The organism is Azorhizobium sp. AG788 (genome assembly GCF_004364705.1).
GTDB classification, from domain to species: Bacteria; Pseudomonadota; Alphaproteobacteria; order Rhizobiales; family Xanthobacteraceae; genus Azorhizobium; species Azorhizobium caulinodans.
This window is the reverse complement of the sequence record NZ_SOBM01000005.1, coordinates 111,488-135,700: the sequence shown is the minus strand read 5'-3', so window position 1 is coordinate 135,700 and position 24,213 is coordinate 111,488. Positions and strand designations below refer to the sequence as shown.

Here is a 24,213-nt window from a genome sequence, read left to right as displayed (position 1 = left end):
AGGCCTCAGCCGGCCTTGCGATAGCGGCGGGCAACATAAATCACCTCGCCCCGTGACAGGCCCTTGTAGAGCATGGAGCCCTTGGCGCCGGCGAATTCGGACATGAAGCGCTTCATCAGGAGCGCCTTGCCGATGCGGGCCTGCTTGCGGGCATCGGCCGCGTCCAATGCCGCGACGACTCGGGGCGAGATGTTGCGCTCGGACACGAGATCCAGGCCCGGCACCGCCATCTGGCGGTCGAGGTCGGCCATGGCCGCGCGCCCGCGCATGTCGGCGAAGGTGAACCAGCCGCCCGGCTTCAGCACCCGCGCCACTTCGCTAACGAAGGCGGGCATGTTGGCGTAGCAGTGGGAGGATTCAATGTTCACCACGATGTCGAAGCTGGCATCGGGGAAAGGCAGGTGTTCCGCGTCGCCCTGCTCGAAGGCGAGGTTCGGCGTGTCGGCATTGAGCTTGCGGGCGAGGCGCACGGTCTCGGGCGAATAGTCGAGCCCGATCACCGAGGCGGGGGCGTGATAGCGCGCCACATAGCGGGCGCCGCCGCCACGTCCCGAACCGATCTCCAGCACCCGCGCGCCAGCCACCGGCAGGCCGTCCACGGCCTGCGCATAGAGGCCGATGAAGGCCCGCTCGGGTTCGTCAGCGACCTCCAGCGGGAAGGGCACGCCCTCCGGCACATAGCCGTAGTTCATGAAGCGCCAGTCGTCGTCGCGCCAGAAGCGCGAGAGCATGTTGTAGACCCCGCGCCACGCCCACTTGCGGGTGCGCGGAAAGGCGCCGCGGTCGATGCCCTCGAGCATCTGGTTGAAGAGACGGCTGGTCATGAGAGCCTCAAACGGCGGCGTTGGCCGCGCGCGGAGGCGGCATGTCCTTGGCGAGCCAGTCGCGGCCCTTGCGCATCAGTTCGGCATCGTCGCTGTTGCGGGGATCAAAGCCGGGCAGATAGTAGCGCAGCACGTTCGGCAGGCAGCGCCGCCAGTAGCCGGGCGCGACCATGGTGATCCAGAAGAAGCGCATCCAGAAGCGGAAGCCCGTCTTCACGCCGTCGTTGCGGGCATAGATGGGCACGTTGCGCAGGAAGAGAGCGAGGAAGGGGAAGAGCGTTCCGTTCATCCCCAGCACCCGCACCAGATAGCGCTGCCAGCGGCTCATGTTCGGCGTCGCCGCATTCAGCACGTCGAGGGCCACCGCCTTGTGCTCCAGTTCCTCCAGCGCGTGCCACATCCACAGCCGCCGGTAAGCGGGGGCGGCATTGTCCAGCAGGTCGGGATGGCGGAGCGTGAGCGTGGAGAGCGTCGCCGTCATGTGCTCGATGGCACAGGTCAGCGAGAGGCGGTGCAGCGGGTTGGTCACGATCTCGAAGCCCATGCGAATGGGCTTTTCCATCGCATCGACGTCATAGCCGAGCTTCTTCATGGCCCGGTTGTATTCCTCGTGCTCGCGGGTGTGGAACGCCTCCTGGACGGCATAGCCGTTGATCTCGGCGGCGAGTTCCTTGTCGGCCAGCTTGGGGCCGTAGTGCTTCAGCGAGCGGATGAAGAAGCGCTCGCCCTCGGGCAGGAAGATGGAGAGGCCATCGATGAGGATGGTCTTGATGATGTCGTCGTCGAGCCAGTGCTTCTGGGCATTGCCCATGATGTCGAAGCGCAGGTCGCGCGGGATGATCTCGTCCGGATCGCACATGTGCGCCGTGGTCTTGGAGTGCTCGTGCGCCGTATCGTGCGGCTCTGCCATCTATCCACCTGCGATGCATCCGCCGCGCGGGGCGGCTCTCCCGGCGGCACCATGGCGCAAGCGGCGGACCAGATCAACGAAGGAGGAGGGGGAGACGCCCCTCGCTCCGCCGCAGCCTTTTGCCACGCTCTCATACGAGAGAAGGCCCCCGCGTGGATGCGCGGCGGCCTTCTGGAACGGCTGTAAAGATGAGGGTGCGGCTCAGATCTTGTATTCGTAGAGCAGGCGGGCGCGGATGGTGCCGTCGATGGCGCGGATGTCCTCCAGCACGCGCTGGCTGTCCGCCTGCGAGGCATCGGCGTCGAGCACCACATAGCCGACATCGGCATAGGTCTCGTAATACTGGCCGGCGATGTTGACCGAGTGGCGGGCCAGCACCTCGTTGAGGCGGCCGAGCATGCCGGGCAGGTTGCGCTGGACCTGGATGAAGCGCGTGCCCTGCGGACGGGCGGGCAGCTGCACCTGCGGGAAGTTCACCGCGCCCATGGTGGAGCCGCTGTCGCTGTAATCGACAAGCTTGCGCGCCACTTCAGAGCCGATGCGCTCCTGCGCCTCTTCGGTCGAGCCGCCGATGTGCGGGGTGAGGATCACGTTGTCGAGGCCCTGAAGCGGGGTCACGAAGCGCTCGCCATTAGAGCCGGGCTCCTTCGGGAACACGTCCACGGCCGCGCCGCGCAGATGGCCGCTCTTGAGGGCGGCGGCGAGCGCGTCAAGGTCCACCACGGTGCCGCGGCTGTTGTTGATGAGATAAGCGCCGGCCTTCATGGCGGCGATCTCGGCGGCGCCGATGAGGCCGTGGGTGGACGGCGTCTCGGGCACGTGCAGGCTCACCACGTCGCTCTGGCCGAGGAGGTCCTGCAGCGAGCCGACGGATTCGGTGTTGCCGTGGCGCAGCTTGTCGGTGACGTCGTAGAAGATCACCTTCATGCCCATGGCTTCGGCGAGGTTCGAGAGCTGCGAACCGATGTTACCGTAGCCGACGATGCCGAGGGTCTTGCCGCGCACCTCGTGGCTGTCATGGGCCGACTTGTCCCAGCGGCCATCGTGGGCGGCCACCGAGCGGGCCGGGATGCGGCGCAGCAGCATCACGATCTCGCCGATGACGAGTTCCGCCACGCTGCGGGTGTTGGAGAAGGGCGCGTTGAAAACCGGGATGCCGTGCACGCGGCAGGCGTCGAGGTCCACCTGATTGGTGCCGACGCTGAAGCAGCCCACCGCGATCAGGCGGTCGGCGGCTTCCAGGACCTCGGCGGTGATATGGGTGCGCGACCGGATGCCGAGGATGTGGACGCCCTTCACGGCTTCCTTGAGCGCCTCGCCGTCGAGCGCCTTGGTCAGGCGGGTGACGTTGGTATAGCCGGCGTCCGTCATGATCTGGACGGCGCTGTCATTGACGCCTTCCAGAAGCAGCACGCGGATCTTGTCCTTGGCCAGCGACAGTTGCGGCGAATCGGAATGGCTGTCTTGCACGGTCTCGGCGTCCTTCAGCGATCGGAGACCCGGCGCCAAGGCCCGCATCCATGGGGTCTTGCCGGGCTTTCAGTCTCTCGCCCCGGAGGGGCGATCCTCGGGGGCGAGAACTTAGCGTTTTTGCGGTCCGCGTCTAGGCGTCCGGCGCATGGCTGCACCGGCTTCAAAACAGCTCTGCCCCAGCGTCCCGCGGGGCGTGCACAACCATGGGCGCATCCGCCGCAGGACGGTGCCAAATCACCGCTCTGACGTGTTATTCGGCGGTGGAGAGGACGAGGTTCGGGCGAACCCCGCCCATGCCATAGCTCGCGCCCGGTTCGCCGGCCGGAAAACGCGTTCCGGCGATGCCCCGCGCCTCCAGGCTCGCCGCCAGCATCGCGGGAGGATCCTCGCGCCCCTCGTCGGTCAGGCGGAAGACGCCCCAATGGATGCCCACCGCCTGCTCGGCCTCCAGATCCTCCATGATCTGCACGGCCTCGTGGGCATCCGCATGCTGCGCCTTCATGAACCAGCGCGGCTCGTAGGCGCCGATGGGGATCAGCGCCATGTCCGGTCGGCCCATGCGTGTGCGCATCTCGCGGAAGATGCGGCCGTTGCCGTAAGCGGTGTCGCCGGCGAAATAGACGAGGCGGCTGCCGGTGCGGACCATGAAGCCGCTCCACAGCGCCATGCGCCGGTCGCGTCCCGTGCGGGCGGACCAGTGCTGCGCTGGCAGGACGGTGATCTCGATCCCGCTGGCAAGCGCGACGACGTCCCACCAGTCCCCGGTCTGGCAGCGCGCGTCCGGCACCGCCCGCCGCACGATGGCGTCATTGCCGAGCGGCGTCACGATCAGCGGCCGGTCGCGGGCCTGGAGGGCGCGCAGCGTGGCCATATCCATGTGGTCGTAATGGTTGTGGCTCAGCAGCACGATGTCGATGGGCGGCAGGTGCGCGAAGGCGATGCCCGGCGGGCAGGCGCGCCTGGGGCCGGCGAAGGAGAAGGGGCTCGCCCGTTCCGACCAGACGGGGTCGGTCAGGATATTCAGTCCCTCGATCTGGATCAGCGCCGTGGCGTGGCCGACGATGGTCACGCTGAGGTCCGGCACCCGCGTGTCGGGGATCGCCTGCGGGCGGTCGGGGGCGGGCGTCCACGGCGTGGCGCGGCCCTTCATCTTCCAGCGCAGGATCTCGCGCAGGGCGCGGTCGGTGGGCGGATGATCCGGATTGAAGAAGCGCAGGCCGTCGAAATGCGCCGTCTGCGGGCCGGAGTGATAGGGATTGCGGGGCATGGATGCCTCTCATAGCCGTCCACGAGGGCCGGGGCCAATCACACGCGGGCGACCTGCGGAGCGGGGCTGATGCCGTCGCTCCGTTGCCGCTGGGGTAGTGCGCGGCCGATCCGCGCGGCGTGTTGCGCAGGGCGCGCTGTCCTGCGGCTTGCCAGCGCCGGCAACGCCGCAGTGCTCCGGAGCACAACCTCCGGGGCCTTTTTCAAGGCCACGTTCAAGCCATAAGGTCGTCCATCAACAGAAGGGGACATCATGGCCGACACCACAGCGGAGCTCGAAGCGCTTCTCATGGAACGGTCGCTGACCGATCCGCAGCTTCAGGCGGCGGCGGAGACCGCGCCGGATTTCCGCATCCTCCCCGAGGCCAGCGTCATCAAGATCGGCGGCCAGAGCGTCATCGATCGCGGGCGCGCGGCCGTTTATCCGCTGGTGGATGAGATCGTGTCCGCCCGCAAGGCGCACAAGATGCTCATCGGCACCGGCGCCGGCACCCGCGCGCGCCACCTCTATTCCATCGCCGCCGGCCTCAATCTGCCGGCCGGCGTGCTCTCCCAGCTCGGCGCCTCGGTGGCGGACCAGAACGCGGCCATGCTCGGCCAGTTGCTCGCCAAGCACGGCATCTCGGCCGTGGATGGCGCCGGGCTCTCCGCCGTGCCGCTCTATCTGGCGGAAGTGAATGCGGTGGTATTCAGCGGCATGCCGCCCTACGGCCTCTGGATGCGCCCGGCGGCACAAGGCGTGATCCCGCCCTATCGCACGGACGCGGGCTGCTTCCTGCTGGCCGAGCAGTTCGGCTGCAAGGCCATGATCTATGTGAAGGACGAGAACGGCCTCTACACCGCCAATCCGAAGACGGCGAAGGACGCCACCTTCATCCCGAAGATCTCGGTGGACGAGATGAAGGAGAAGGGGCTTCAGGATTCGATCCTCGAATTCCCCGTGCTCGATCTGCTCAAGGCTGCCCGCCATGTGCGGCAGGTGCAGATCGTGAACGGCCTCGTGTCCGGCAACCTCACCCGCGCGCTCGCCGGCGAGCATGTGGGCACCATCATCACGGCGAACTGAGGGGCGGGCATGTCCGACACCACCAACACCATCAAGCACGTCGCCTCGCCGCTCGCCCGCCAGACCCTGCTGGACGGCGATCTGGTGAAGCCGGTGGCCGACAAGCGCCCCATCCGCCTGCTGCCCTGGCTCCAGGTCGTGAAGATCGGCGGGCGCTCCATCATGGATCGCGGCGCCGAGGCGATCCTGCCGCTCGTCGACGAACTGCGCAGCCTCCTGCCGGAGCACCGGATGCTCATCCTCACCGGCGCCGGCATCCGGGCGCGGCATCTCTACAGCGTGGGTCTCGATCTCGGCCTGCCGGTGGGCTCGCTGGCCTCGCTCGCCGCGAGCGAGGCGGGGCAGAACGGCCACATGCTGGCGCTACTGCTCTCGGCGGAGGGCGTCTCCTATGTGGAACACCCGACCATCGCCAGCCAGCTCGCCATCCACCTTCAGGCCACGCGCGCGGTGGTGGGCAGCGCCTTCCCGCCCTATCACCACCACGAATTCCCCACCTCCCGCATCCCGCCCCATCGGGCCGATACGGGCGCGTTCCTCGTGGCGGACGCGGTGGGCGCGGCCGGGCTAACCATCGTGGAGGACGTGGACGGCGTCTATACGGCCGATCCCAAGGGGCCGGACGGCGCGAAGGCGGAACTGCTGCGGGAGACGACCGCCGCGGCACTGGCGGCGGCGGGTGGACCGCTGCCCTTCGACCGCACGCTGACGGAAATCATGGGCACGGCCCGCCACATCGAGCGCGTGCAGGTCATCAATGGTCTTGTTCCCGGCCGTCTCACCGCCGCGCTGCGGGGCGAGCATGTGGGTACGCTGATCCACACCGGCGCGCACGCGGGCTGATGAAAAGCAGAACGCCCCGGCTTCGTCGGAAGCCGGGGCGTCTCTGGATCGGATAAAGGCCGGATGGTCCTGCGGCTCAGGCCGCGGCCTTCTTGCCCGTGGAGATGGCAGCCTCAAGGCCCTTCACGAGGCGCTCGAAGGCCTCCGGATCGGTGCAGGCCTGCGCGAGTTCGGTCGCCCAATTGGGGTTGCGCAGCGTGTAGGTGGTGAAGGCGACGTGGGCGCCGGTCTTCTTCAGCACGTGGTCGGACACGCGGGAGGGCAGGGCCTCTTCCACGAAATAGCGCAGGCCCGGACGGCCGTTCACAAAGGCGGCAATCTCGCGCGCCGCGTCGGCATAGGCGTCGTTGCCGATCAGATCGGACACCTTGTCGATGAGCGCCAGCACTTCAGATTTCGCGTGGTGGTCCGCAGGAACGGAGCCGGCCATGGTTCAGCCTCCCTCAAGGAATGCGCCGCCTGTAGTGGCGGATCGGTTTGACCTTTTCACGGCGGCAGCGGCGCTTGTGGCCTGAAGGCCCGGCGCGATCACCCCCGGAGCGGGTCCGGAGGTGCCAGCGCTGCCGTTGGCTGGAATATTGTATAATTCCCACCAGGGGTCAAGGATGCCAGCCACCGTCCTCGGGCGGTTTGGGAAAGGCGCGGCGTGTGTGAAATCAGCGGCTTGGCGGCGGCGGCGTGGTGGCCCCAAGGCCGATGGCCCGCTGCACCATCACGGTGTCCGCCCAGCGGCCGAAGCGATAGGCGACGCCCGGCAGAATCCCGACGCGGGTGAAGCCGAAACGCTCGTGCAGCGTGAGCGAGGCGCTGTTGTCCGCATCGATATAGCCGATCATCTGGCGGAAGCCTGCGGCGGCGCAGGCATCCACCAGCCCCTGCATCAGATCGCGACCGATGCCGCGTCCCGTGTGGTCGTGATGCACATAGATGGAGTGCTTCACCGCGTAGCGATAGGCCGGACGCTTCCGGAACGGCACCACATAGGCATAGCCCACCACCTCGCCATTGAAGAGGGCGGCGATGTGGGGCAGCCGCCGGTTCTTCAGGTTCTTGCGGCGGTCCTTCAGATCGTCCGGCTCAGGCGAGCCGTCATCCACACCCTCCTCGACGCCGCGGCGGATGTGGTGACGGTAAATGGCAAGCATCGCATCCACATCCTCGTCACGGGTGGGGCGGATGACGATGGCGGTGTCTGTCTCCATGGCGTCCTGACGCAATCCTATTCACTGACCACATAGGTATAGAGCCGCACCCGGCCCGTGGCATCGATCTCGCGGTAAACGCCCTGAATTTCAACCTCGAAGCCGGGGAAGGTGTTGAAGCTCGCCTCGAACATCTTGAGATAATCAATCATGGGCTGCGCGCGTTCCGTCAGGCGCTCGCCCGGCACGATGGTGGCAATGCCCGGCGGATAGACCACGAAGGGCGTGGTGGCGATGCGGCCCGAGATGGCGTCGATGGGCAGATAGTCCACATCGTTGCGCACGAGGCAGCGGGCGGCGTCGTGGGGCGACATGGCCATTTCCGGCAGATGCTCGGGGCAGAACTGCTGGGCCTGCAGGCGGCTCACATTCGCCTCGCGGAAGAAGCGGTGCATCTCCCCGCACAGGTCGCGCAGGCGCACGCCGGCATAGCGCTGCGGCCGACGGCGGAAGAATTCCGGAATGGCGTCCTCCAGCAGCGCATTGTCGTCATGCAGGCGCTTGAAGGCGACGAGGCCGGAGATGAGCGTACCCGCCTTGCTGGCCTCGACGCCGGGGGTCAGGAGGAAGAGCAGCGAGTTGAGGTCGTTCTTCTCCGGCACGATGCGGTTCTCGCGCAGATATTGCGCCACCACCGGGGCCGGAATGCCGTGCTCCGTATAGTCGCCCGTGGTCCGGTCGAAGCCGGGGGTCAGCAGGGTGAGCTTGTTCGGGTCGGTCATGGCAAAGCCTGGCGCCAGATCGCCGAAACCATGCCACTTTGCCTCGGGCGCCAGTTGCCAGAAGGCGGGATCGGTGGCGAGCTGGTCGGTGCCCACGCTCTCCCACGGCACGTCATGGAACGCGCCGGGGCGGGCAGCATCCGGAATGGCCACGCGCTCGGGCACGAAGGGCTCGAAGAACCAGCGCCGCTCCGGCCGGCTCTCCTTCTCCTCGAACTCGCGGCGGCTGGCGCGGATCTTCTTGCGCAGCTCGATGCCGAGCCGAATGGTGTCGTCCCAGAGGACCTCACCCGAACGCCCCTTCATCATCTGCGCGCCCACGTCGAGGGAGGCGAACAGCGGATAGAAAGGCGAGGTGGAGGCGTGCTGCATGAAGCTCTCGTTGAAGCGGCGATGCTCCACGCGCCGCTTCTGGCCGGTGATGTGCCGGTCCTTCATGTGGATCTGGGACGCCTGCGAGAAGCTCGCCAGCTGCTTGTGGGTGGACTGGGTGGCGATGATGCCGGGCGAGTCCGGCCCGAGGTCGGAAAGGCCCATGGCGTAGCGGCCCGCATAGAGCGGGTGGAACTTCATGAAGCCCGCCCAGGCCTCATCGAACAGGATGTAGTCGCACAGGTGGCCGATCCGCTTCAGGATCATCTCGGCATTGTGGATGGTGCCGTCATAGGTGCACTGCTCCACCACCGCGACCCGGAAGGGGCGGGGGCGCTGCCAGGCATCGGGATCGCTCACCAGCGGATGGGTGCGGATGGCCTCGCGCAGCGCCGTCTCGTCCAGCTTGTCCCAGCGCATGGGGCCAATGAGACCCCAGGCGTTGCGCACGGTGGGCACATAGACCGGGATGCCGCCGCCGATGAGCAGCGCGCCATGGTGGGCGGCCTTGTGGTTGTTGCGGTCGAACAGCACCAGGTCGCCGTCTGTGACGAGGGCGGAGAGCGCCACCTTGTTGGAGGTGGAGGTGCCGTTCAGCACGAAATAGGTCTTCTCCGCGCCGAAGATCTTGGCGGCTTCCTTCTGCGCCTGAAGGGCGGGGCCTTCATGGGTCAGGAGGTCGCCGAGGTCGAGCACGGAATTGTCGAGATCGTCGCGGAACACCGCCTCGCCCAGATGCTCCATGAACACCCGGCCGATGGGGCTGCGGCTGTAGAAGACGCCGCCGTTATGGCCCGGGCACGTCCAGAGCTGGTTGCCTTCCTCCGCATAGTCCACCAGCGCGCCGAAGAAGGGGGTCTTCAGCGTCTCCGCATACTGCTTGAGGCGGGAGACGAGGTTCTTGGCGATGAAGGCCGGGGTCTCTTCCGAGAGGAAGACGTAGCCGTCGATGAAGTCCAGCACTTCGACCGGCAGATCCTCGAAGCGCTTGCGCCGCACCAGCAGGATGATGGGGAAGTCGAGCCCGCGCTTGCGCATAAGGTTGATGAGGGCGGCGGTCTTGCCCTCCAGCCCCTTCTTGCCCCAGTCGATGAGCATGCAGCCGATGGCGGCGTCCGTCTGCACCGCGATCTGCGCGTCATCGAGATCGCGCGCCATCACCACCTCGAAGCCGGCGCGGCCGATCTCGTCCACGATCTGGTTGAGGCGGACGCCCTCGAGGTCGTCCGCGTCGAAGGCAGGGGTCGCGAACAGGAAGGTGAAGCGGCGGAAATAATCCATCATCGTCCCCGGGGCTGAGCTCGGGGTGCAGATGTCCTGCCATTGATGACAAAGCTGTGACGCTCGGGCTCCGGTAGGTGGGAAAACAGGCCACCGTTCAGTCGTCTAACGGACGGCCCGGTCCTCTGTCGCATCGATGGTGTCGGCGCGCAGGCCGGAGTCCCATACACCCCCAACGCCGGGCTTCGTTCGGGCTGGCGGGTATGCCGGGCGCGATCGCCCTTGTCGCTTAAGGTCTTATCCGGTAAGCTTTCCTATAGGTCAGGTGCATTTCTGACCATGCATTTTTCATTCTTGGCCGACATGAAGTCGGCTTCCCCCGAACCGCGCTCACATGACGTGATCCCGTGGCTTCTCCCCGCAGGGAGGGAAACATGGTTTCGAGCGTTGGTGCCTCCTATAGCGTGCTGAGCCTGTTTCAGAGCGGCACAAGCAGCCAGTCGACCGCGAGCACTGAAGCGGTCGAGGCGATCATCGAAAAGGCTCGCCAACTGAAGGCGGACGCCAGCCCGGCCCGGGTTCAGGCTGCCAGCACCATTACGGACACGTGGATCGCCAGCTCGGAGGAGACGTCGCGTTCCAGCGTGAGCGCGTCGTCTACGGAGGTCACGGCCGAGACGTCATCCGTCGATGACAGCGAGAAACCGAGCGCCATCATTGACACGTTTCAAGCGCTGTTATCAACCGTGTGGGTGTACAATCATTTTCTGACCAATAAAGAGGGGGCGAAGGCCTCCCTGGAGTCCTATAAATCCCAACTGGCAGCTGCGACTGATCCGAAGGAACAGGAGAGACTTACAAAAATCGTCCAAGGCTCTGAGCGGATCGCGGTTCAGAATGCCGAAGCGGTTATTGACATGGGCAAGCAAATTGCCGCGTTCCGGACGGGTTATGATGTTTCCGGAAACATCTTGGAAAAACAGGATGATGGGACTTACAAGATAGGTACGTTTGTCGCCTCCGTGGAGGGGCATACCTATTTTGAGCATGATGGCTCGGGAACGGCCCGCGAATACACGTGGTCCGGTAAAGTGACCGACATTTATGACTTGGCCAAGGGCACCTCAGAATCGACAGGCGTGGGCTTCTGGGATTGATAGTGCGGCCACCGGACATCCGGTGGCGCGTCTTGACTGCTCCTTTTGGATGAGCATCCGGTGAATAAGGCACAAGGTTCCGTGCACAACGAGTGACGGCGCGCGATTATTGCTCTCGCGCGTGCCTTGCCGGATCGTCGCTGAGACCGAGCTCGGCGCAGGCCTGCTCACTCTCCCGCGCCAGTTCCTCGAACTGGGCGGCCCGCCCGTTGCTCGCCCGCCAGATGTAGCCCATGTCGCGGCTCGCCGGCCAGCCGTCGATCTGCAGCAGGGCGACGTGATCCTGCACGCGGAATTCGGATTTGGCATAGAGTTCCGGGAAGAGGGACGCGCCCATGCCCATCACCACCATCTGGCGCAGGGCATCGAGGCTCGTGCCCTCGTAATCTTCCCGCATGTCGGCGCCGCTCGCCGCCGCAAGCTCCCGCGCCCGCTCGAACAAATGGTGGCCGCGCCCAAGCGTGAGCAGGCGCTCACCCTTGAGCTGGCGGGGCTTGACGCGACCGCTTGCGGCGAGGCGGTGGTCCTTGCCGACGCCGAGATAAATGGCCTCCCGGCAGATGCGGCGGAAGGTGAGGGCGTGGCCCGAGGCGGGGGGCGGAATGAGCCCGCAGTCGAGATCGCCTGTCATCACGTCGCGCTCGATGGCGGCGGGCCGGTCCTCGCGCACGTAGATCTGGAGCGCGGGATATTTGCCGTGCAGCACCGGCAGGAGGTTCGGCAGGAAATACGGTCCGAAGGTGGGCGCGACGCCGAGCCGGATGAGGCCGCCGAGATTGTCCGCGCCGGTGGCCGCCACCGTCACGATGTCGTCCAGCGTCAGCAGCACCGAGCGCGCCGCATCCACGATGCGCGCGCCGATGGCGGTCGGCGTCACCTTCGCCCGCGTGCGGTCGAACAGGGGCGTGCCGAGCTGCTGTTCGAGCTGCGCGATCTGGACCGAGAGGGTGGGCTGCGAGACGTGGCAGCGCTTGGCCGCGGAACCGAAATGGCCGGTTTCGGCCAAGGCGACCGCATATTCCAGCTGACGGTGGGACGGACGGAAGGGCATGGCGGTTCACGATAGGTCGAGACTATGGAGAATATAGAAACTATGCATTGGACCTATCAAGTCCGATCCCGCATGCTCCTCCCCGTTGAAAGGAGGTTGTCTTGGACCAGATCCTGAAATCCCTCACGTCGCGCCACGCTTTGCTGGAGGCGGAGATCGCCTCGGAGCGCAAGCGGCCGCAGCCGGACGGGCTGCGGGTGCTCGGCCTGAAGAAAATGAAACTGCAACTGCGGGACCAGATCGATTACATCCGGCGCGAGGGTTTCGCCCCGGTGATGGTCGTCCGCAGGCGCCGTTTCGCGGGTCCTGTCCTCAAGCCCGCGCTTTGAGCCTGGAGCACGTTCCGATCTGATCGCCTCGTAACCAGATCGGGTTCCCGTTCACTCCCCGGAGGCCCGGGCCCCTCTGACGGCGCATTCCGCCGCCATGTCGGTCCTCTTCATTCCCTTGAACATCAAGGCCGGTTCCGCGGCCTGCGGTGGCTGCGTGCCGCCGCGGGTCGCGGCGTCGCGCCCGTACATCCGGAAAAGAGACCCATGGACACCCTTATGAGCCTCCTTGCGATGGAGGTGATCGGCAAGCCCGCCTGGCTGTGGGCGAGCTTCCTCGCCATCGTCTTCCTGCTGCTCGCCTTCGATCTCGGCGTCCTGCACAAGGACGACAAGGAGATTGGCATCGCCGAAAGCCTCAAGCTTTCCGCCTTCTACATCGCCGTCGCCGTCGCCTTCGGCGGCTGGATCTGGCTGTCCATGGGCGCGGAGGCGAGCCTCCAGTACTTCACGGGCTATGCCATCGAGAAGGCGCTCTCCATCGACAACGTCTTCGTCATCTCGATGATCTTCGGCTACTTCGCCATTCCGCGCGCCTATCAGTATCGCGCGCTGGTGTGGGGCATCATCGCGGTGCTGGTTCTGCGCGGCATCATGATCGGCGTCGGCGCGGCGCTGGTGCAGGAATATGACTGGGTGCTGCTGCTGTTCGGCGCCTTCCTCGTGGTCACCGGCCTCAAGATGCTGTTCACCGGCGGCGGGGAGAGCGACGTCACCGACAATGCCGCCATCCGCTTCCTCTCGCGGCGGATGCGGGTGACGCCTGAGCTGCACGGCCAGCGCTTCTTCGTGCGCCGTCCCCATCCGGTCACGGGCCGGGTGGTGCTGTGGGCGACGCCCCTTTTCCTGGCGCTGGTGGTGATCAATGTGGCGGACCTCGTGTTCGCGGTGGACTCGGTGCCGGCGATCTTCGCCATCACCACGGACACCTACATCGTCTTCACCGCCAACATCATGGCCGTGCTGGGCCTGCGCGCCCTCTACTTCGCGCTGGCCGCCATGGTCCACCGCTTCGAATATCTGAAGTACGCCCTCGCCGGCGTGCTGGTCTTCATCGGCATCAAGATCTTCTGGAGCCACTTCTTCGGCAAGCTGGACCCCGCCATCTCGCTCTCGGTCACGTTGGCCATGATCGCGGGCGGCGTCCTGTTCTCGCTGTGGAAGACCCGGCAGGTGGGCAAGACCGCCTGACGGGCGCGGCGCCCGCCGATGCGGGCAAGGCGCCACTGAACAGGTGATCACCGCGGCCGGCGGAGGGGCCACATGGCACCTTCCGCCGGCCGAAACGTGCCGCGCTCCTATCCAAGGTCACGATCCCCGCTTCCGCCCGGCCGGCTTTCGCCGGGTGGGCGCGCACAGGGCGGCGCGGTGGTGCTGGGCACGCTCGCCGCCTCGGCCTCCTACATCGCCACTCCCGCCGCCACGCGGCTCGCCTTGCCGGAGGCCAATGCGGCCTGCTCGCTCCGGGCGGCGCTCGCACTGACCTTCTCTTTCAACGTCGTGATCGGCATCCCGCTCCATGCCGCCATGGCTGAGGTCATCAACGGCTGAAAACGACAACGGCGGCCCGAGGGCCGCCGTTGCATGCGTGGGTGTTCGATCCGGTCACTCGGCCGGAGAGGTCGCCTCGATCGGCAGGTCGTCATCCTCAACCGAGATGCGGCCGGAGAGGGCGGCGGCGAGCTTGTCCTTGTCCAGTTCGCCTTCCCAGCGGGCGACGACGATGGTTGCCACCGCATTGCCGATGAAGTTGGTGATGGCCCGGCATTCCGACATGAAGCGGTCGATGCCGAGGATCAGCGCCATGCCGGCCAGCGGCACGGTGGGCACCACGGAGAGCGTGGCGGCCAGCGTGATGAAGCCGGCGCCGGTGATGCCGGCCGCGCCCTTGGAGGAGAGCATGGCCACGAGCAGCAGCAGGATCTGGTCGCCCAGGCTGAGGTGGATGTCGGTCGCCTGCGCGATGAAGAGCGCGGCGAGCGTCATGTAGATGTTGGTGCCGTCGAGGTTGAAGGAGTAGCCCGTCGGAATGACGAGGCCCACCACCGACTTGCGGCAGCCGGCCCGCTCCATCTTCTCGATGAGGCTCGGCAGCGCGGCTTCCGAGGAGGAGGTGCCGAGCACGAGCAGCAGCTCTTCCTTGATGTAGCGCAGCAGCGCGAAGATGGAGAAGCCATTGTACCGGGCCACGAGGCCCAGCACGACCACCACGAACAGGAAGGACGTGATGTAGAAGGTGAGGATGAGAAAGGCGAGGTTCGCCACCGAGCCGATGCCGTAGCGGCCGATGGTGAAGGCCATGGCGCCGAAGGCGCCGATGGGTGCGGCCTTCATGAGGATGTGCACCAGCCGGAACATCGCCTGCGAGGCGGAAACCAGCACGTTCATCACCGGCTCGCCCCGATCGCCCACGCCGGCCAGCGCAATGCCGAACAGCACGGAGAAGAACAGCACCTGGAGAATGTCGCCGGAGCCGAGCGCGCTGATCGGCGTATCCGGGATGATGTTCATCAGGAAGCCGATGATGGAGGCGTCATGCGCCTTGGCGGCGTAGCTGGCGACCGCCTTCGGATCCAGCGAGGCGGGCGCGATGTGCATGCCGGCGCCGGGCTGCACCACATTGGCGATGATGAGGCCGATGATGAGCGCGAGGGTGGAGAAGGTGAGGAAGTAGATCATGGCTTTGCCGGCCACGCGGCCCACCTTTGCCAGATCGCGCATTCCGGCGATGCCGGTCACCACGGTGAGGAAGATCACCGGCGCGATCACCATCTTCACCAGCTTGATGAAGGCATCGCCCAGCGGCTTCATCTGGGTGCCGAGGTCCGGATAGAAATGGCCGAGCAGGATGCCGATGGCGATCGCGGCCAGAACCTGGACGTAAAGGTGCTGATAGAACTTGCGCGGCTTGTGCGGCGCGCTCGCGGCGGGAATGACCGGTGCCATGGACGTCTCTCCTGTCGGTCCATCAGCGCCTTTTGGACACGGGCGCCGTGCGAACCGGATGAAGCTGAAGGGGGCAACTACCCGCCGACGATGTCGCAAGGTCCGTGCCAAGGGAGGGCTGGGTATCGCGCTCCGGCATGTCGTTGAATCTTAAGGAAGAGTTTCCGCCCGTCTCACGCCGGATTGACGCTGTGTGCGGAAAGTCGCACATTGAAGCGGGCTGGCGCGTGCGGATTTTCGCACGGGGGCCGAGGAATTCCGGTGACGACCCCTCTGCGTGATCGCCCGGGCGGTCAGGGATCCAAGGCTCGCCCGGTATCATGGCTCTTTCTGGGCGTGCTCGCCCTGGCGGGCCTCATCGGCCTCGACGCGGCGGCGCGCCGGGGGGCCGAGCGCTGGGCGCTGTCCGAGGTGCGGGTCGCGGCGGAAGCCGCTGTGGGTCTGCGGGTCGCCATGCTCCGCAGCGAGATCGAGAAGCAGCGCACGCTGCCGCAAGTGCTGGCGGAGGACCCCGGTGTGCTCGCGGCGCTCGAGCGGCCCGACGAGGCGCGCATCCTCGCCCTCGATGCCCGGCTGGACGTGCTGGCGGGAGCCACCCGCGCGGGCGCCATCTATCTGCTGGACCGCGAGGGCATGACCATCGCGGCCAGCAACTATCTCACGCCTGAGAGCTTCGTCGGCAACGATTATTCCTTCCGCCCCTATTTCCGGCGCAGCATGGAGGTGGGGCAGGCGGAGCACTTCGCCTTCGGCACTGTGAGCCACCGGCCGGGCCTGTATTTCTCCCGCCGCCTGGAGAAGGACGGCCAGCCCATCGGCGTCATCGTGGTGAAGGCCGAGTTCGACGCCGTGGAAGAGGAGTGGCGCCGCTTCGCCGAGCCGACCTATGCTGCCGACGAGCGCGGCATCGTGCTGGTGGCGAGCGAGCCGGCGTGGCGCTTCCGGGCCACCGTTCCCATCCCTGAGGACCAGCGTGCGGAAATCCGCGCAAGCCTGCAATTCGGCGACGCGCCCCTCGATCTCCTCCCCATCCGCCCGGCGCCGGACCTGCCGGGGACGGTCCTGACGCTCGCGCCGCCCTCGCTCGCAGGACAGGATTTTGTCGAGGTGGATGCGCCCGTCCCCACCACCGGCTGGACACTGCATCTTCTGGCGCCGACGGCCCCCTCGGTGGCGCTTGCCACCACGGCGGCCCGCTCGCTCGCCTTGCTGCTGGCGATCGCCGGCATCGGCAGCGTCGGCTTCTGGGTGGCGCGGCGGCGGCGGCTGGAGGAGGAGCGCGAGCAGCAGGCGCTGGCCCGCCGCGAGCTTGAGGCCCGCGTTGCGGAGCGCACCATGGAGCTTTCCGCCGCCAATGACCGGCTGCGGGGCGAGATCGAGGAGCGCCGCCGCACGCAGGTGGCCCTCAACGAGATGCAGGACGAACTGGTGCAGGCCAGCAAGCTCGCGGTGCTCGGCCAGATCGCCGCCAGCGTCGCCCATGAAGTGAACCAGCCGGTGGCCGCCATCCGCACCTTCGCGGAGAACGCCCGGCAGTTCCTTGACCGGGGCGACGAGTCGACCGCCCGCGCCAACCTCGCCATCATCGGCGATCTTACCGAGCGGGTCGGCATCATCACCGGCGAATTGCGCGATTTCGCCCGCAAGACGCCGCCCGAGATCAGCCGCGTGCCGCTACGCGAGGTGATCGACGGTGCGCGCCTGCTGGTGGGCCACCGGCTGCGCCAGGGCGACATCGTGCTGGACGTGGATCTCGGCCCCGAGGAGATTTCCGTGGCCGTCGCTCCGGTGCGTCTGGAGCAGGTGTTCGTGAACCTGCTGCAGAACGCGGCCGAAGCCATCGGCGAGCGTGCCGGAGGGCGCATCCGCATCGAGGCCCGCGCCGACAATGGGCGTGTCACGGTTACGGTTTCCGACAACGGGCCGGGCCTGCCGCAGGAGGTGCGCGAGGCCCTCTTCATGCCTTTCGTGACCACCAAGTCCACCGGCCTCGGCCTCGGGCTGGTGATCTCGCGGGACATCGTCGCCGAATTCGGCGGCACCTTCGGCGCCGGCGAAGGGCCGGGCGCCGTCTTCACTTTGACCTTGCCGAGAGCCTGATCCATGGACGTGGCCTTCATCGACGACGACGAGATCCTGCGGGCGGCCAATGTGCAGGCCCTCATGCTCGCCGGCCTCACCGTTGCGCCCTTCGGCTCGGCGCAGGCCGCGCTCGATGCCATCGACCCGACCTTTCCCGGCGTGGTGGTGAGCGACGTGCGCATGCCGCGCATCGACGGGCTCGAGCTGTTCCGCCGTCTGAGAAAGGTCGATCCGGAACTCCCGGTCATCCTCATCACCGGCCATGGCGACATCGCCATGGCCGTGGAGGCGATGCGCGAGGGGGCCTATGATTTCCTCGCCAAACCCTATGCGGGTGATCGCCTGCTCGGCAGCATCCGCCACGCGCTGGAGAAGCGCCGGCTGGTGCTGGAAAACCGCGAACTTAAGCGCGCCGCGGAGGCGGCGGGAGAGGAATTTCCCCTGCTCGGTGCCGATCCGGCCATGGAGCGCCTGCGCCAGACCCTGCGCCAGCTTGCCGATGCGGATGTGGACGTGCTGGTGGAAGGGGAGACCGGCAGCGGCAAGGAAGTGGTGGCGAACCTGCTCCATCGGTTGAGCCATCGCTCTACCCGCCCTTTCGTCGCGGTCAATTGCGGTGCGCTGCCGGAGACGATGATCGAGAGCGAGCTGTTCGGCCATGAGGCGGGTGCCTTCACCGGGGCGCTCAAGAAGAGGGTGGGGCGCATCGCCTTCGCCAATGGCGGCACGCTCTTCCTCGACGAGATCGAGGCCATGTCACCGGCCTTGCAGGTGAAGCTGCTGCGGGTGCTGGAAGCCCGCGAGGTGATCCCGCTCGGCGCCAATGAAGCGCGCAAGGTGGACATCCGCGTCGTCACCGCCTCGAAGATCGACCTGCGAGAACTGGTGCGGGCCGACAAGTTCCGCGAGGATCTCTATTACCGGCTGCACGTAGCGGCCGTGCGCATCCCGCCCTTGCGCGAGCGGCGCTCGGACATTGCGCTGCTGTTCGGCCATTTCCTCGCGCATGCGGCCAAGCGTTTCCGCCGCGAGCCGCCGCTGGTGGGGCGGCCGGTGCTCGACCGGCTGGAAGCGCACGACTGGCCGGGCAATGTGCGCGAGCTGATGCATTATGCCGAGCGTGTGGCCCTCGGCCTCGTCGATCCGCCCGCCGCCGCCGCTGTCCTGCCCGATACGAGCCTGACCCTGCCGCAGCGGGTGGAAGCCTTCGAGGCTGAGCAGATCCGCGCGGCGCTGGCTACGGCACAGGGCGATGTTCAGGCGACCGTGAAGGCCCTCGGCATCCCTCGCAAGACCTTCTACGACAAGCTGCATCGCCACGGCATCGACCAGAATGCGTTCCGCCCCGCCGGCCGGGCCTGAACCGGCTCAGGCGATGAAGGCCTCATAGTCCGCCGGCTTGAACCCGACGAGGATGCGGCCGCCCTTCTCCAGCACCGGGCGCTTGATCATGGAGGGCTGCGCCAGCATCAGGGCGATCGCCTTCTCCTGCGTGAGGTCCGCGCGGTCCGCATCGGGCAGCTTCTTGAAGGTGGTTCCGGCCTTGTTGAGCAGTGGTTCCCAACCCACGGCCCCGATCCAGCCCTCCAGCCGCTTCCGGTCGATGCCGGCGGTCTTGTAGTCATGGAAGGCGTAGGCCGCGCCCTTCTCCTCGAGGAAGGCCCGGGCCTTCTTCATGGTGTCGCAGTTCTTGATGCCATAGATGGTCAGCGTGTCCGCCACGGCGCGCTCCTTTGCTTGCGAGGGGCTCCTATAGCACGCCGGACGTGGGCTCTGTCGTGCCGTGGCAATAGGCGCCCAGCGTGCGGGCCAGATGGTCGAACACCACGCGCACACGCCGCACGCGCTTCAGGTCCTCGTGCATCACCAGATAGGTGTCGAGCCGCATCTCGAACGCCTCGGGCAGGATCGGGATCAGCGCCGGGGGGCGAGCCGCAAGATTGACCTGGCAGACGCCGATCCCAAGGCCCGCCCGCACGGCGGCGAACTGTGCGGGGTGATTGTCCGTGCGATAGGTGAGGGCGCCCGGAACGTCCGGCCCCAGCAACTGTTCGGTGGCCCGCAGGTCGGCGGCGTCGCGGTCCGGACCGATCAGCGGATAGCGGGACAGGTCGGAGAGGCGCTCCGGCATCCCATGCCGTTCCACGAAGGCTGGCGTCGCGAACAGTCCGAGGCGCACGATGCCGATGGCGCGGATGACCAGAGCGGACTGGGTGGGCCGCACCATGCGCACGGCGATGTCCGCTTCCTGCCGCAGCAGATCCTGAGTGCGGTTGGAGAGGTGGACTTCCAGCGTCAGGCGCGGGTGACGTGCCATCAGCGGTTCGATCAGGCCGGGCAGCACCTGCGTCCCGATCATGTCGCTGGCGGTGATGCGCACGGTGCCCGAGACCTCCGCGCGCGGGCCCGAGGCCGCGCGCTGGAATGCGGCGGCGGCAGCGGCCATGGCTTCCGCATGGGGGCCGAGCGTCCGGGCAGCCTCGGTGGGGAGGAGGCCGGCGGGCGAGCGCGTGAAGAGTGGCGTGCCGAGGGCCTGCTCCAGCGCCTCGATCCTTCGGCGCACCGTCGGCTGCGCGAGGCCGAGTTCCCGCGCCGCGGCAGACAGGCTGCCTGTGCGTAGGACGGCGAGGAAGGCGCGCTGGTTTTCCCAGTCCGAGGCGAGAAGGCTCATCAAAAACATACTAGCCATGCGCACGCCTTTGACAATTCTGTCAGACGTCGCGCCGGTGCACTGTGCCGTCATGAATGAAGGAGTGAGGACATGACCATCACGAACAGGACGGCGCTGGTGCTGGGCGCCACCGGCGGGGTCGGGGGCGAGACGGCGGCGGCGCTCATCCGCCGGGGGTGGGAGGTGTGTGCCCTCGTGCGCGACCCCGTAAGCGCCGCGCGGCGCTGGCCCTTCCCCGACACGGCACCTGTCTGGATCGCTGGCGATGCCATGGATGCCGGCAGCGTCCTGCGCGCGGCGGAGGGCTGTGCGGTGATCGTCCATGGCGTCAACCCGCCCGGCTATCGGGCTTGGGAGAAGCTGGTGGTGCCGATGCTGGAAAACACCATCGCCGCCGCCCGCAGCGTTGGCGCGCGGGTGGTACTGCCGGGCACCGTCTACAATTACGGCCCCGATGCCTTTTCTGATCCCCATGAAGCCGCGCCCCAGAACCCGACGACAAAGAAGGGGCGGCTGCGGGTGGAGATGGAGCAGAGGCTGGACGTTGCCGCAGCCCAGCGCGTGCCGGTGCTCATCCTGCGCTGCGGCGATTTCTTCGGGCCGCGGACCCGCAACAGCTGGTTCGCGCAGGGCCTTGTGAAGCCGGAGGGGCGTCTCAAGGCCATTGCCGATCCCGGCGCCGGCACCGGCCATCAATGGGCCTATCTCCCGGATGTCGCGGAAACGATCGTGCGCCTTCTGGAGCGTGACGACCTGCCGACGCTGGCCCGCTTCCATTTCGAAGGCTTCTGGGATGCGGACGGCCGGGGCATGATCGAGGCGATCCGCGAAGGGGTTGGCCGCGCCGTGCCGGTGAAGGGCTTTTCCTGGTGGCTGCTGCCGCTTGCGGCGCCGTTCAATACCACGCTGCGGGAACTCAAGGAGATGCGCTACCTCTGGCGGGTGCCGCTGCACATGCGCAACACGCAGCTCGTGACCTTCCTCGGAATGGAGCCGCGCACGCCCCTCCCTCAGGCCGTCCGGGCGACGCTGGCGGGGCTGCACATCTCTTGAACTGGCACATTTGGTGTGGACCTAAAGGTCAACTGGCCGTGGCAAAAACGATGGTCTAAAGAGCGCGGGACCTGAGCCGTTACCGTCATTCGCTGGGGGCAATACGTGACCATCGCCATCGGCCTCTTCGCCGGGTTGGGCTTCATCTTCATCGGAACGCAGTTTCTTACCGCTAATATGAAGCAGGTGGCAGGCCCCCGCTTCCACCGTCTGGTGGGCCGGGCCACCGGTCATCCCATTAAGGCCATGTTCGCGGGCATTGCCGCCGGCGCCGTCATCCAGAGCACCAATGCGGTGACGTTCATCGTCATCAGCCTCGTGAGCGCCGGGGCGGCGACGGTGCGCAGCGCCATGCCCATCGTCACCTGGTCGTATGCCGGCTCGACGCTGCGCCTGCTGCTCGCCTCCCTGAACATTGGCGCGGTCATTTCGACCGCCATCGGCCTCATCGGCCTCGCCTTCCTGTTCGGCTATGACCGGGACGCAAAGTACCGCAACCTCGTGGCCGCGCTGATGGGCCTCGCGCTGCTGCTGTTCGGCGTGCAGATGATGGTGCAGGCCTCCGTGCCGCTGCGGAACTCTCCAAGCGTGCAGGCGGTTCTCGCCTTTGCCAACCATTTCTACCTCTGGGGTTTCATCGCCGGCACGGCGCTCGCCGCCGTCATCCAGGGGCAGACGGTTTCCATCATCGCCCTCGCGCTGGTGGACGGCGGCGTGCTGGGCCTCGATCAGGCCTTCCTCATCGTCGTGGGGGCCAATCTCGGTGCCGGCATCATGTCCATCGTGCAGGGCTCCGGCCTCGCAGGCACCGCGCGGCAGCTCAACCTCTACCAGCTCATCCTGAAGCTGGTCGGCGTCGGCGTGATGCTGCCGCTGCTGATGATCGAGCATTACGCCCATGTGCCGCTGATCGAGGCGCTGGTGCGGGGCATCACGGGCGACGCGGCCCTTCAGGTCACCATCGTGCACTGGATGTTCCAGATCGTCTCGGCGGTGGTGGCGTCCGCGCTGAATGGCCCACTGTTCGCCTTGGTGGAGCGGCTGAGCCCCGAGACGGCGCAGGAGGCGCTCGGCAAGCCGCGCTACATCCAGTTCAACGACGCCGTGGAGCCGCTGGCCGCCATCGGCATGGTGGAGCAGGAGCAGATGCGCTTGCTGCGCCGGCTGCCCTTCTTCCTTTCCAAGGTGCGCAGCGAGAAGGATGACGATCTGGAGGGTGTCGAGCCGCAGGTGGTGGGCGCCTCGCCCAAGGTACTCAAACAGGCGGGACAGGAACTGACCGCCACCATCGACAGCTTCCTGAAGAAGCGGCTCCAGATGCCCGGCGATCAGGAGCAGCTCGATGAGCTCATGCGGCTATGGAACGCCAACCAGATCCTCAAGACCCTGAACGACAGCCTCGCCGCCCTGGCGCAGGGGCTCTCCGGCCTCAAGGCGGCCCCCGCAGCCAAGGGCTTTGCCGGTGCGCTGGCGGAGAGCGCCCATGCGCTGACCGCGACGGTCGTCACCGAGGCTGAGAGCGTCGATGCCGACACGCTGGAGACCCTTTCGACCCTGACAGGCGATCGCTCGGCGCTGATGAAGAAGCTGCGCGAGGATCTCTGGACCCGCGCCCCGGACCTGTCCGCTGCCGACCGGCAGGCGGTCTGGTCCACCGCCAACATGTTCGAGCACGCCGTCTGGCAGCTCAATCACTATGTGGGCAACCTCGCCCGCTGAGCTTGCCTAGCGAATTCTCCCACCCATCGCAGCGCCGGGTCATCCGGCGTTGTTGCATATGGAACAAAACGTGAACATACTATCCGCATGGATCTCCGTCGCAAGCTTTCCATTCTCGCGGATGCGGCCAAATATGACGCCTCCTGCGCCTCCAGCGGCACCACTCGCCGCGATTCCCTGTCCGGGCGCGGCATCGGCTCGACGGAAGGAGCGATCTGCCATTCCTACGCCCCTGACGGGCGCTGCATCTCGCTGCTCAAGATCCTGCTGACGAACGCCTGCGCCTTCGACTGCCTTTATTGCGTGAACCGCTCGTCCTCCAACGTTCCGCGCGCCCGCTTCACGGTCGCGGAGGTGGTGGACCTCACCCTCGACTTTTATCGCCGCAACTATATCGAGGGTCTGTTCCTCTCGTCCGGCATCATCCGCTCGCCGGACTACACCATGGAGCAGGTGGTGGCGGTGGCGCGCACGCTGCGCATGGAGCACGACTTCCGCGGCTACATCCATCTGAAGACCATTCCCGATGCCAGCCCGGAACTGCTGGCAGAGGCGGGCCTTTATGCGGACCGGCTCTCCATCAATATCGAGCTGCCGTCCGAGACCAGCCTGAAGACGCTGGCGCCAGAGAAGGACGTGCGGGCCATCCGCCGCTCCATGGGGCGCATGCGGGCGCGCATCGAGGAGGCGCAAGCGGAAAAGCGCGCGCCCGCCTTCGCGCCCGCCGGCCAGAGCACGCAGATGATCGTGGGCGCGGACGGCATGGACGACCGCACCATCCTCGCCACCAGCGCCAATCTCTATGGCGCCTACCGCCTCAAGCGGGTCTATTATTCCGCCTTCAGCCCCATTCCCGATGCCAGCCGCCTCTTGCCGCCGGAGCCGCCGCCTCTCGTGCGCGAGCATCGACTCTATCAGGCGGACTGGCTGATGCGCTTCTACGGCTTCGAGCCGAAGGAGATCGTGGCGGAGGGAGAGGGCAACCTGCCGCTCCACATGGACCCCAAGCTCGCCTGGGCCCTGCGCAACCGCGCGCGGTTTCCCCTCGACGTGAACCGGGCGGAGAAGGGCGAACTGCTGCGCGTGCCGGGCTTCGGCCGCACGGCGGTGGAACGCATTATCGCCGCCCGGCGCGTGCGGGCGGTGCGGCTGGAGGATCTGACGCGGCTCAAGGTGCCGCTCGCCAAGGCCATGCCCTTCATCATCTGCGCTGACCATCGGCCCGGCGCCCTTCTGGACCGGACGGATCTGGAAGTCCGGCTCGCGCCGAAGCCGCGCCAGCTCGAGCTCGCCTTGTGAGGCGGCG

The 24,213-nt window shown here is 66.9% G+C and carries 22 protein-coding genes; 11 read left to right on the top strand and 11 right to left on the bottom strand.

Annotated features, from left to right (window positions below):
* Window positions 1-5: 5 nt before the first annotated feature.
* The 4 genes from DFO45_RS14205 to DFO45_RS14190 all read right to left on the bottom strand — a co-directional run bounded on the left by DFO45_RS14205 (window position 6) and on the right by DFO45_RS14190 (window position 4,474).
* On the bottom strand, window positions 6-824 hold the full coding sequence (locus tag DFO45_RS14205) for a class I SAM-dependent methyltransferase (RefSeq protein WP_133865384.1): 819 nt from the start codon (window positions 822-824) through the stop codon (window positions 6-8).
* A gap of 7 nt (window positions 825-831) precedes the next feature.
* The gene (locus tag DFO45_RS14200) at window positions 832-1,734 is read right to left on the bottom strand and encodes a metal-dependent hydrolase (protein WP_012171550.1); all 903 of its coding nucleotides are present in this window, start codon (window positions 1,732-1,734) and stop codon (window positions 832-834) included.
* 201 nt (window positions 1,735-1,935) lie between these two features.
* A complete protein-coding gene (gene serA, locus DFO45_RS14195) occupies window positions 1,936-3,204 on the bottom strand; it encodes a phosphoglycerate dehydrogenase (protein WP_043880380.1) in 1,269 nt (422 codons plus the stop codon).
* Between the two features lie 253 nt (window positions 3,205-3,457).
* A complete protein-coding gene (locus DFO45_RS14190; protein WP_133865383.1) occupies window positions 3,458-4,474 on the bottom strand; it encodes an MBL fold metallo-hydrolase in 1,017 nt (338 codons plus the stop codon).
* Between the two features lie 252 nt (window positions 4,475-4,726).
* Here DFO45_RS14190 and DFO45_RS14185 point away from each other — a divergent pair, with 252 nt between their 5' ends.
* Window positions 4,727-5,539 carry a uridine kinase gene (locus DFO45_RS14185; RefSeq protein ID WP_133865382.1) on the top strand — a complete coding sequence of 271 codons (813 nt, stop codon included), beginning with the start codon at window positions 4,727-4,729 and terminating at the stop codon, window positions 5,537-5,539.
* 9 nt (window positions 5,540-5,548) lie between these two features.
* Entirely contained in the window at window positions 5,549-6,382 is an 834-nt protein-coding gene (locus DFO45_RS14180) for a molybdenum storage protein subunit alpha (protein ID WP_133865381.1), read from the top strand.
* A 76-nt stretch (window positions 6,383-6,458) separates the two neighbouring features.
* Here DFO45_RS14180 and DFO45_RS14175 read toward each other — a convergent pair whose 3' ends face one another.
* From DFO45_RS14175 to DFO45_RS14165, 3 genes are all read right to left on the bottom strand, one after another.
* Window positions 6,459-6,812 (bottom strand): hypothetical protein, encoded by a 354-nt coding sequence (locus DFO45_RS14175; protein ID WP_012171545.1) that lies wholly within the window; start codon window positions 6,810-6,812, stop codon window positions 6,459-6,461.
* A 226-nt stretch (window positions 6,813-7,038) separates the two neighbouring features.
* Window positions 7,039-7,584 (bottom strand): GNAT family N-acetyltransferase, encoded by a 546-nt coding sequence (locus tag DFO45_RS14170; protein WP_012171544.1) that lies wholly within the window; start codon window positions 7,582-7,584, stop codon window positions 7,039-7,041.
* A gap of 17 nt (window positions 7,585-7,601) precedes the next feature.
* Complete coding sequence (locus DFO45_RS14165; protein WP_133865380.1) at window positions 7,602-9,959, bottom strand: Orn/Lys/Arg decarboxylase N-terminal domain-containing protein; 2,358 nt, start codon at window positions 9,957-9,959, stop codon at window positions 7,602-7,604.
* A gap of 374 nt (window positions 9,960-10,333) precedes the next feature.
* Between DFO45_RS14165 and DFO45_RS14160 the strand changes: the two genes are divergently transcribed.
* Window positions 10,334-11,056 (top strand): hypothetical protein, encoded by a 723-nt coding sequence (locus DFO45_RS14160; RefSeq protein ID WP_133865379.1) that lies wholly within the window; start codon window positions 10,334-10,336, stop codon window positions 11,054-11,056.
* A gap of 106 nt (window positions 11,057-11,162) precedes the next feature.
* On the opposite strand, the gene DFO45_RS14155 is transcribed toward DFO45_RS14160, so the two are convergent.
* Window positions 11,163-12,107: a hydrogen peroxide-inducible genes activator gene (locus DFO45_RS14155; protein WP_133865378.1), complete on the bottom strand. Its 945-nt coding sequence runs from the start codon at window positions 12,105-12,107 to the stop codon at window positions 11,163-11,165.
* Window positions 12,108-12,208: 101 nt separating this feature from the next.
* On the opposite strand from DFO45_RS14155, the gene DFO45_RS14150 reads away from it, so the two are divergent.
* The 3 genes from DFO45_RS14150 (at window position 12,209) to DFO45_RS14140 (ending at window position 13,987) form a co-directional block, all read left to right on the top strand.
* Window positions 12,209-12,436, top strand: coding sequence for a YdcH family protein (locus tag DFO45_RS14150; protein ID WP_012171541.1), 228 nt, complete (start codon window positions 12,209-12,211; stop codon window positions 12,434-12,436).
* Window positions 12,437-12,643: 207 nt separating this feature from the next.
* Window positions 12,644-13,627, top strand: coding sequence for a TerC family protein (locus tag DFO45_RS14145; protein WP_133865377.1), 984 nt, complete (start codon window positions 12,644-12,646; stop codon window positions 13,625-13,627).
* Between the two features lie 72 nt (window positions 13,628-13,699).
* Window positions 13,700-13,987 (top strand): sodium-dependent bicarbonate transport family permease, encoded by a 288-nt coding sequence (locus tag DFO45_RS14140; protein ID WP_133865376.1) that lies wholly within the window; start codon window positions 13,700-13,702, stop codon window positions 13,985-13,987.
* A gap of 54 nt (window positions 13,988-14,041) precedes the next feature.
* Here DFO45_RS14140 and DFO45_RS14135 read toward each other — a convergent pair whose 3' ends face one another.
* Window positions 14,042-15,382, bottom strand: coding sequence for a dicarboxylate/amino acid:cation symporter (locus DFO45_RS14135; protein WP_133865375.1), 1,341 nt, complete (start codon window positions 15,380-15,382; stop codon window positions 14,042-14,044).
* A gap of 336 nt (window positions 15,383-15,718) precedes the next feature.
* Here DFO45_RS14135 and DFO45_RS14130 point away from each other — a divergent pair, with 336 nt between their 5' ends.
* Both DFO45_RS14130 and DFO45_RS14125 read left to right on the top strand, forming a co-directional pair.
* Entirely contained in the window at window positions 15,719-17,482 is a 1,764-nt protein-coding gene (locus DFO45_RS14130; protein WP_245518095.1) for a cache domain-containing protein, read from the top strand.
* A gap of 3 nt (window positions 17,483-17,485) precedes the next feature.
* Window positions 17,486-18,826: a sigma-54 dependent transcriptional regulator gene (locus tag DFO45_RS14125; protein ID WP_133865374.1), complete on the top strand. Its 1,341-nt coding sequence runs from the start codon at window positions 17,486-17,488 to the stop codon at window positions 18,824-18,826.
* Between the two features lie 6 nt (window positions 18,827-18,832).
* Here DFO45_RS14125 and DFO45_RS14120 read toward each other — a convergent pair whose 3' ends face one another.
* Entirely contained in the window at window positions 18,833-19,186 is a 354-nt protein-coding gene (locus tag DFO45_RS14120) for an ArsC family reductase (protein WP_133865373.1), read from the bottom strand.
* A gap of 28 nt (window positions 19,187-19,214) precedes the next feature.
* A complete protein-coding gene (locus DFO45_RS14115) occupies window positions 19,215-20,135 on the bottom strand; it encodes a LysR family transcriptional regulator (protein ID WP_133865372.1) in 921 nt (306 codons plus the stop codon).
* 90 nt (window positions 20,136-20,225) lie between these two features.
* Here DFO45_RS14115 and DFO45_RS14110 point away from each other — a divergent pair, with 90 nt between their 5' ends.
* The 3 genes from DFO45_RS14110 (at window position 20,226) to DFO45_RS14100 (ending at window position 24,206) form a co-directional block, all read left to right on the top strand.
* Window positions 20,226-21,188, top strand: coding sequence for an NAD-dependent epimerase/dehydratase family protein (locus tag DFO45_RS14110; RefSeq protein ID WP_133865371.1), 963 nt, complete (start codon window positions 20,226-20,228; stop codon window positions 21,186-21,188).
* Window positions 21,189-21,293: 105 nt separating this feature from the next.
* Entirely contained in the window at window positions 21,294-22,907 is a 1,614-nt protein-coding gene (locus DFO45_RS14105; protein WP_133865370.1) for a Na/Pi symporter, read from the top strand.
* Between the two features lie 87 nt (window positions 22,908-22,994).
* Window positions 22,995-24,206, top strand: a complete 1,212-nt coding sequence (locus DFO45_RS14100) for a putative DNA modification/repair radical SAM protein (RefSeq protein ID WP_133865369.1) — start codon at window positions 22,995-22,997, stop codon at window positions 24,204-24,206.
* Window positions 24,207-24,213 lie beyond the last annotated feature (7 nt).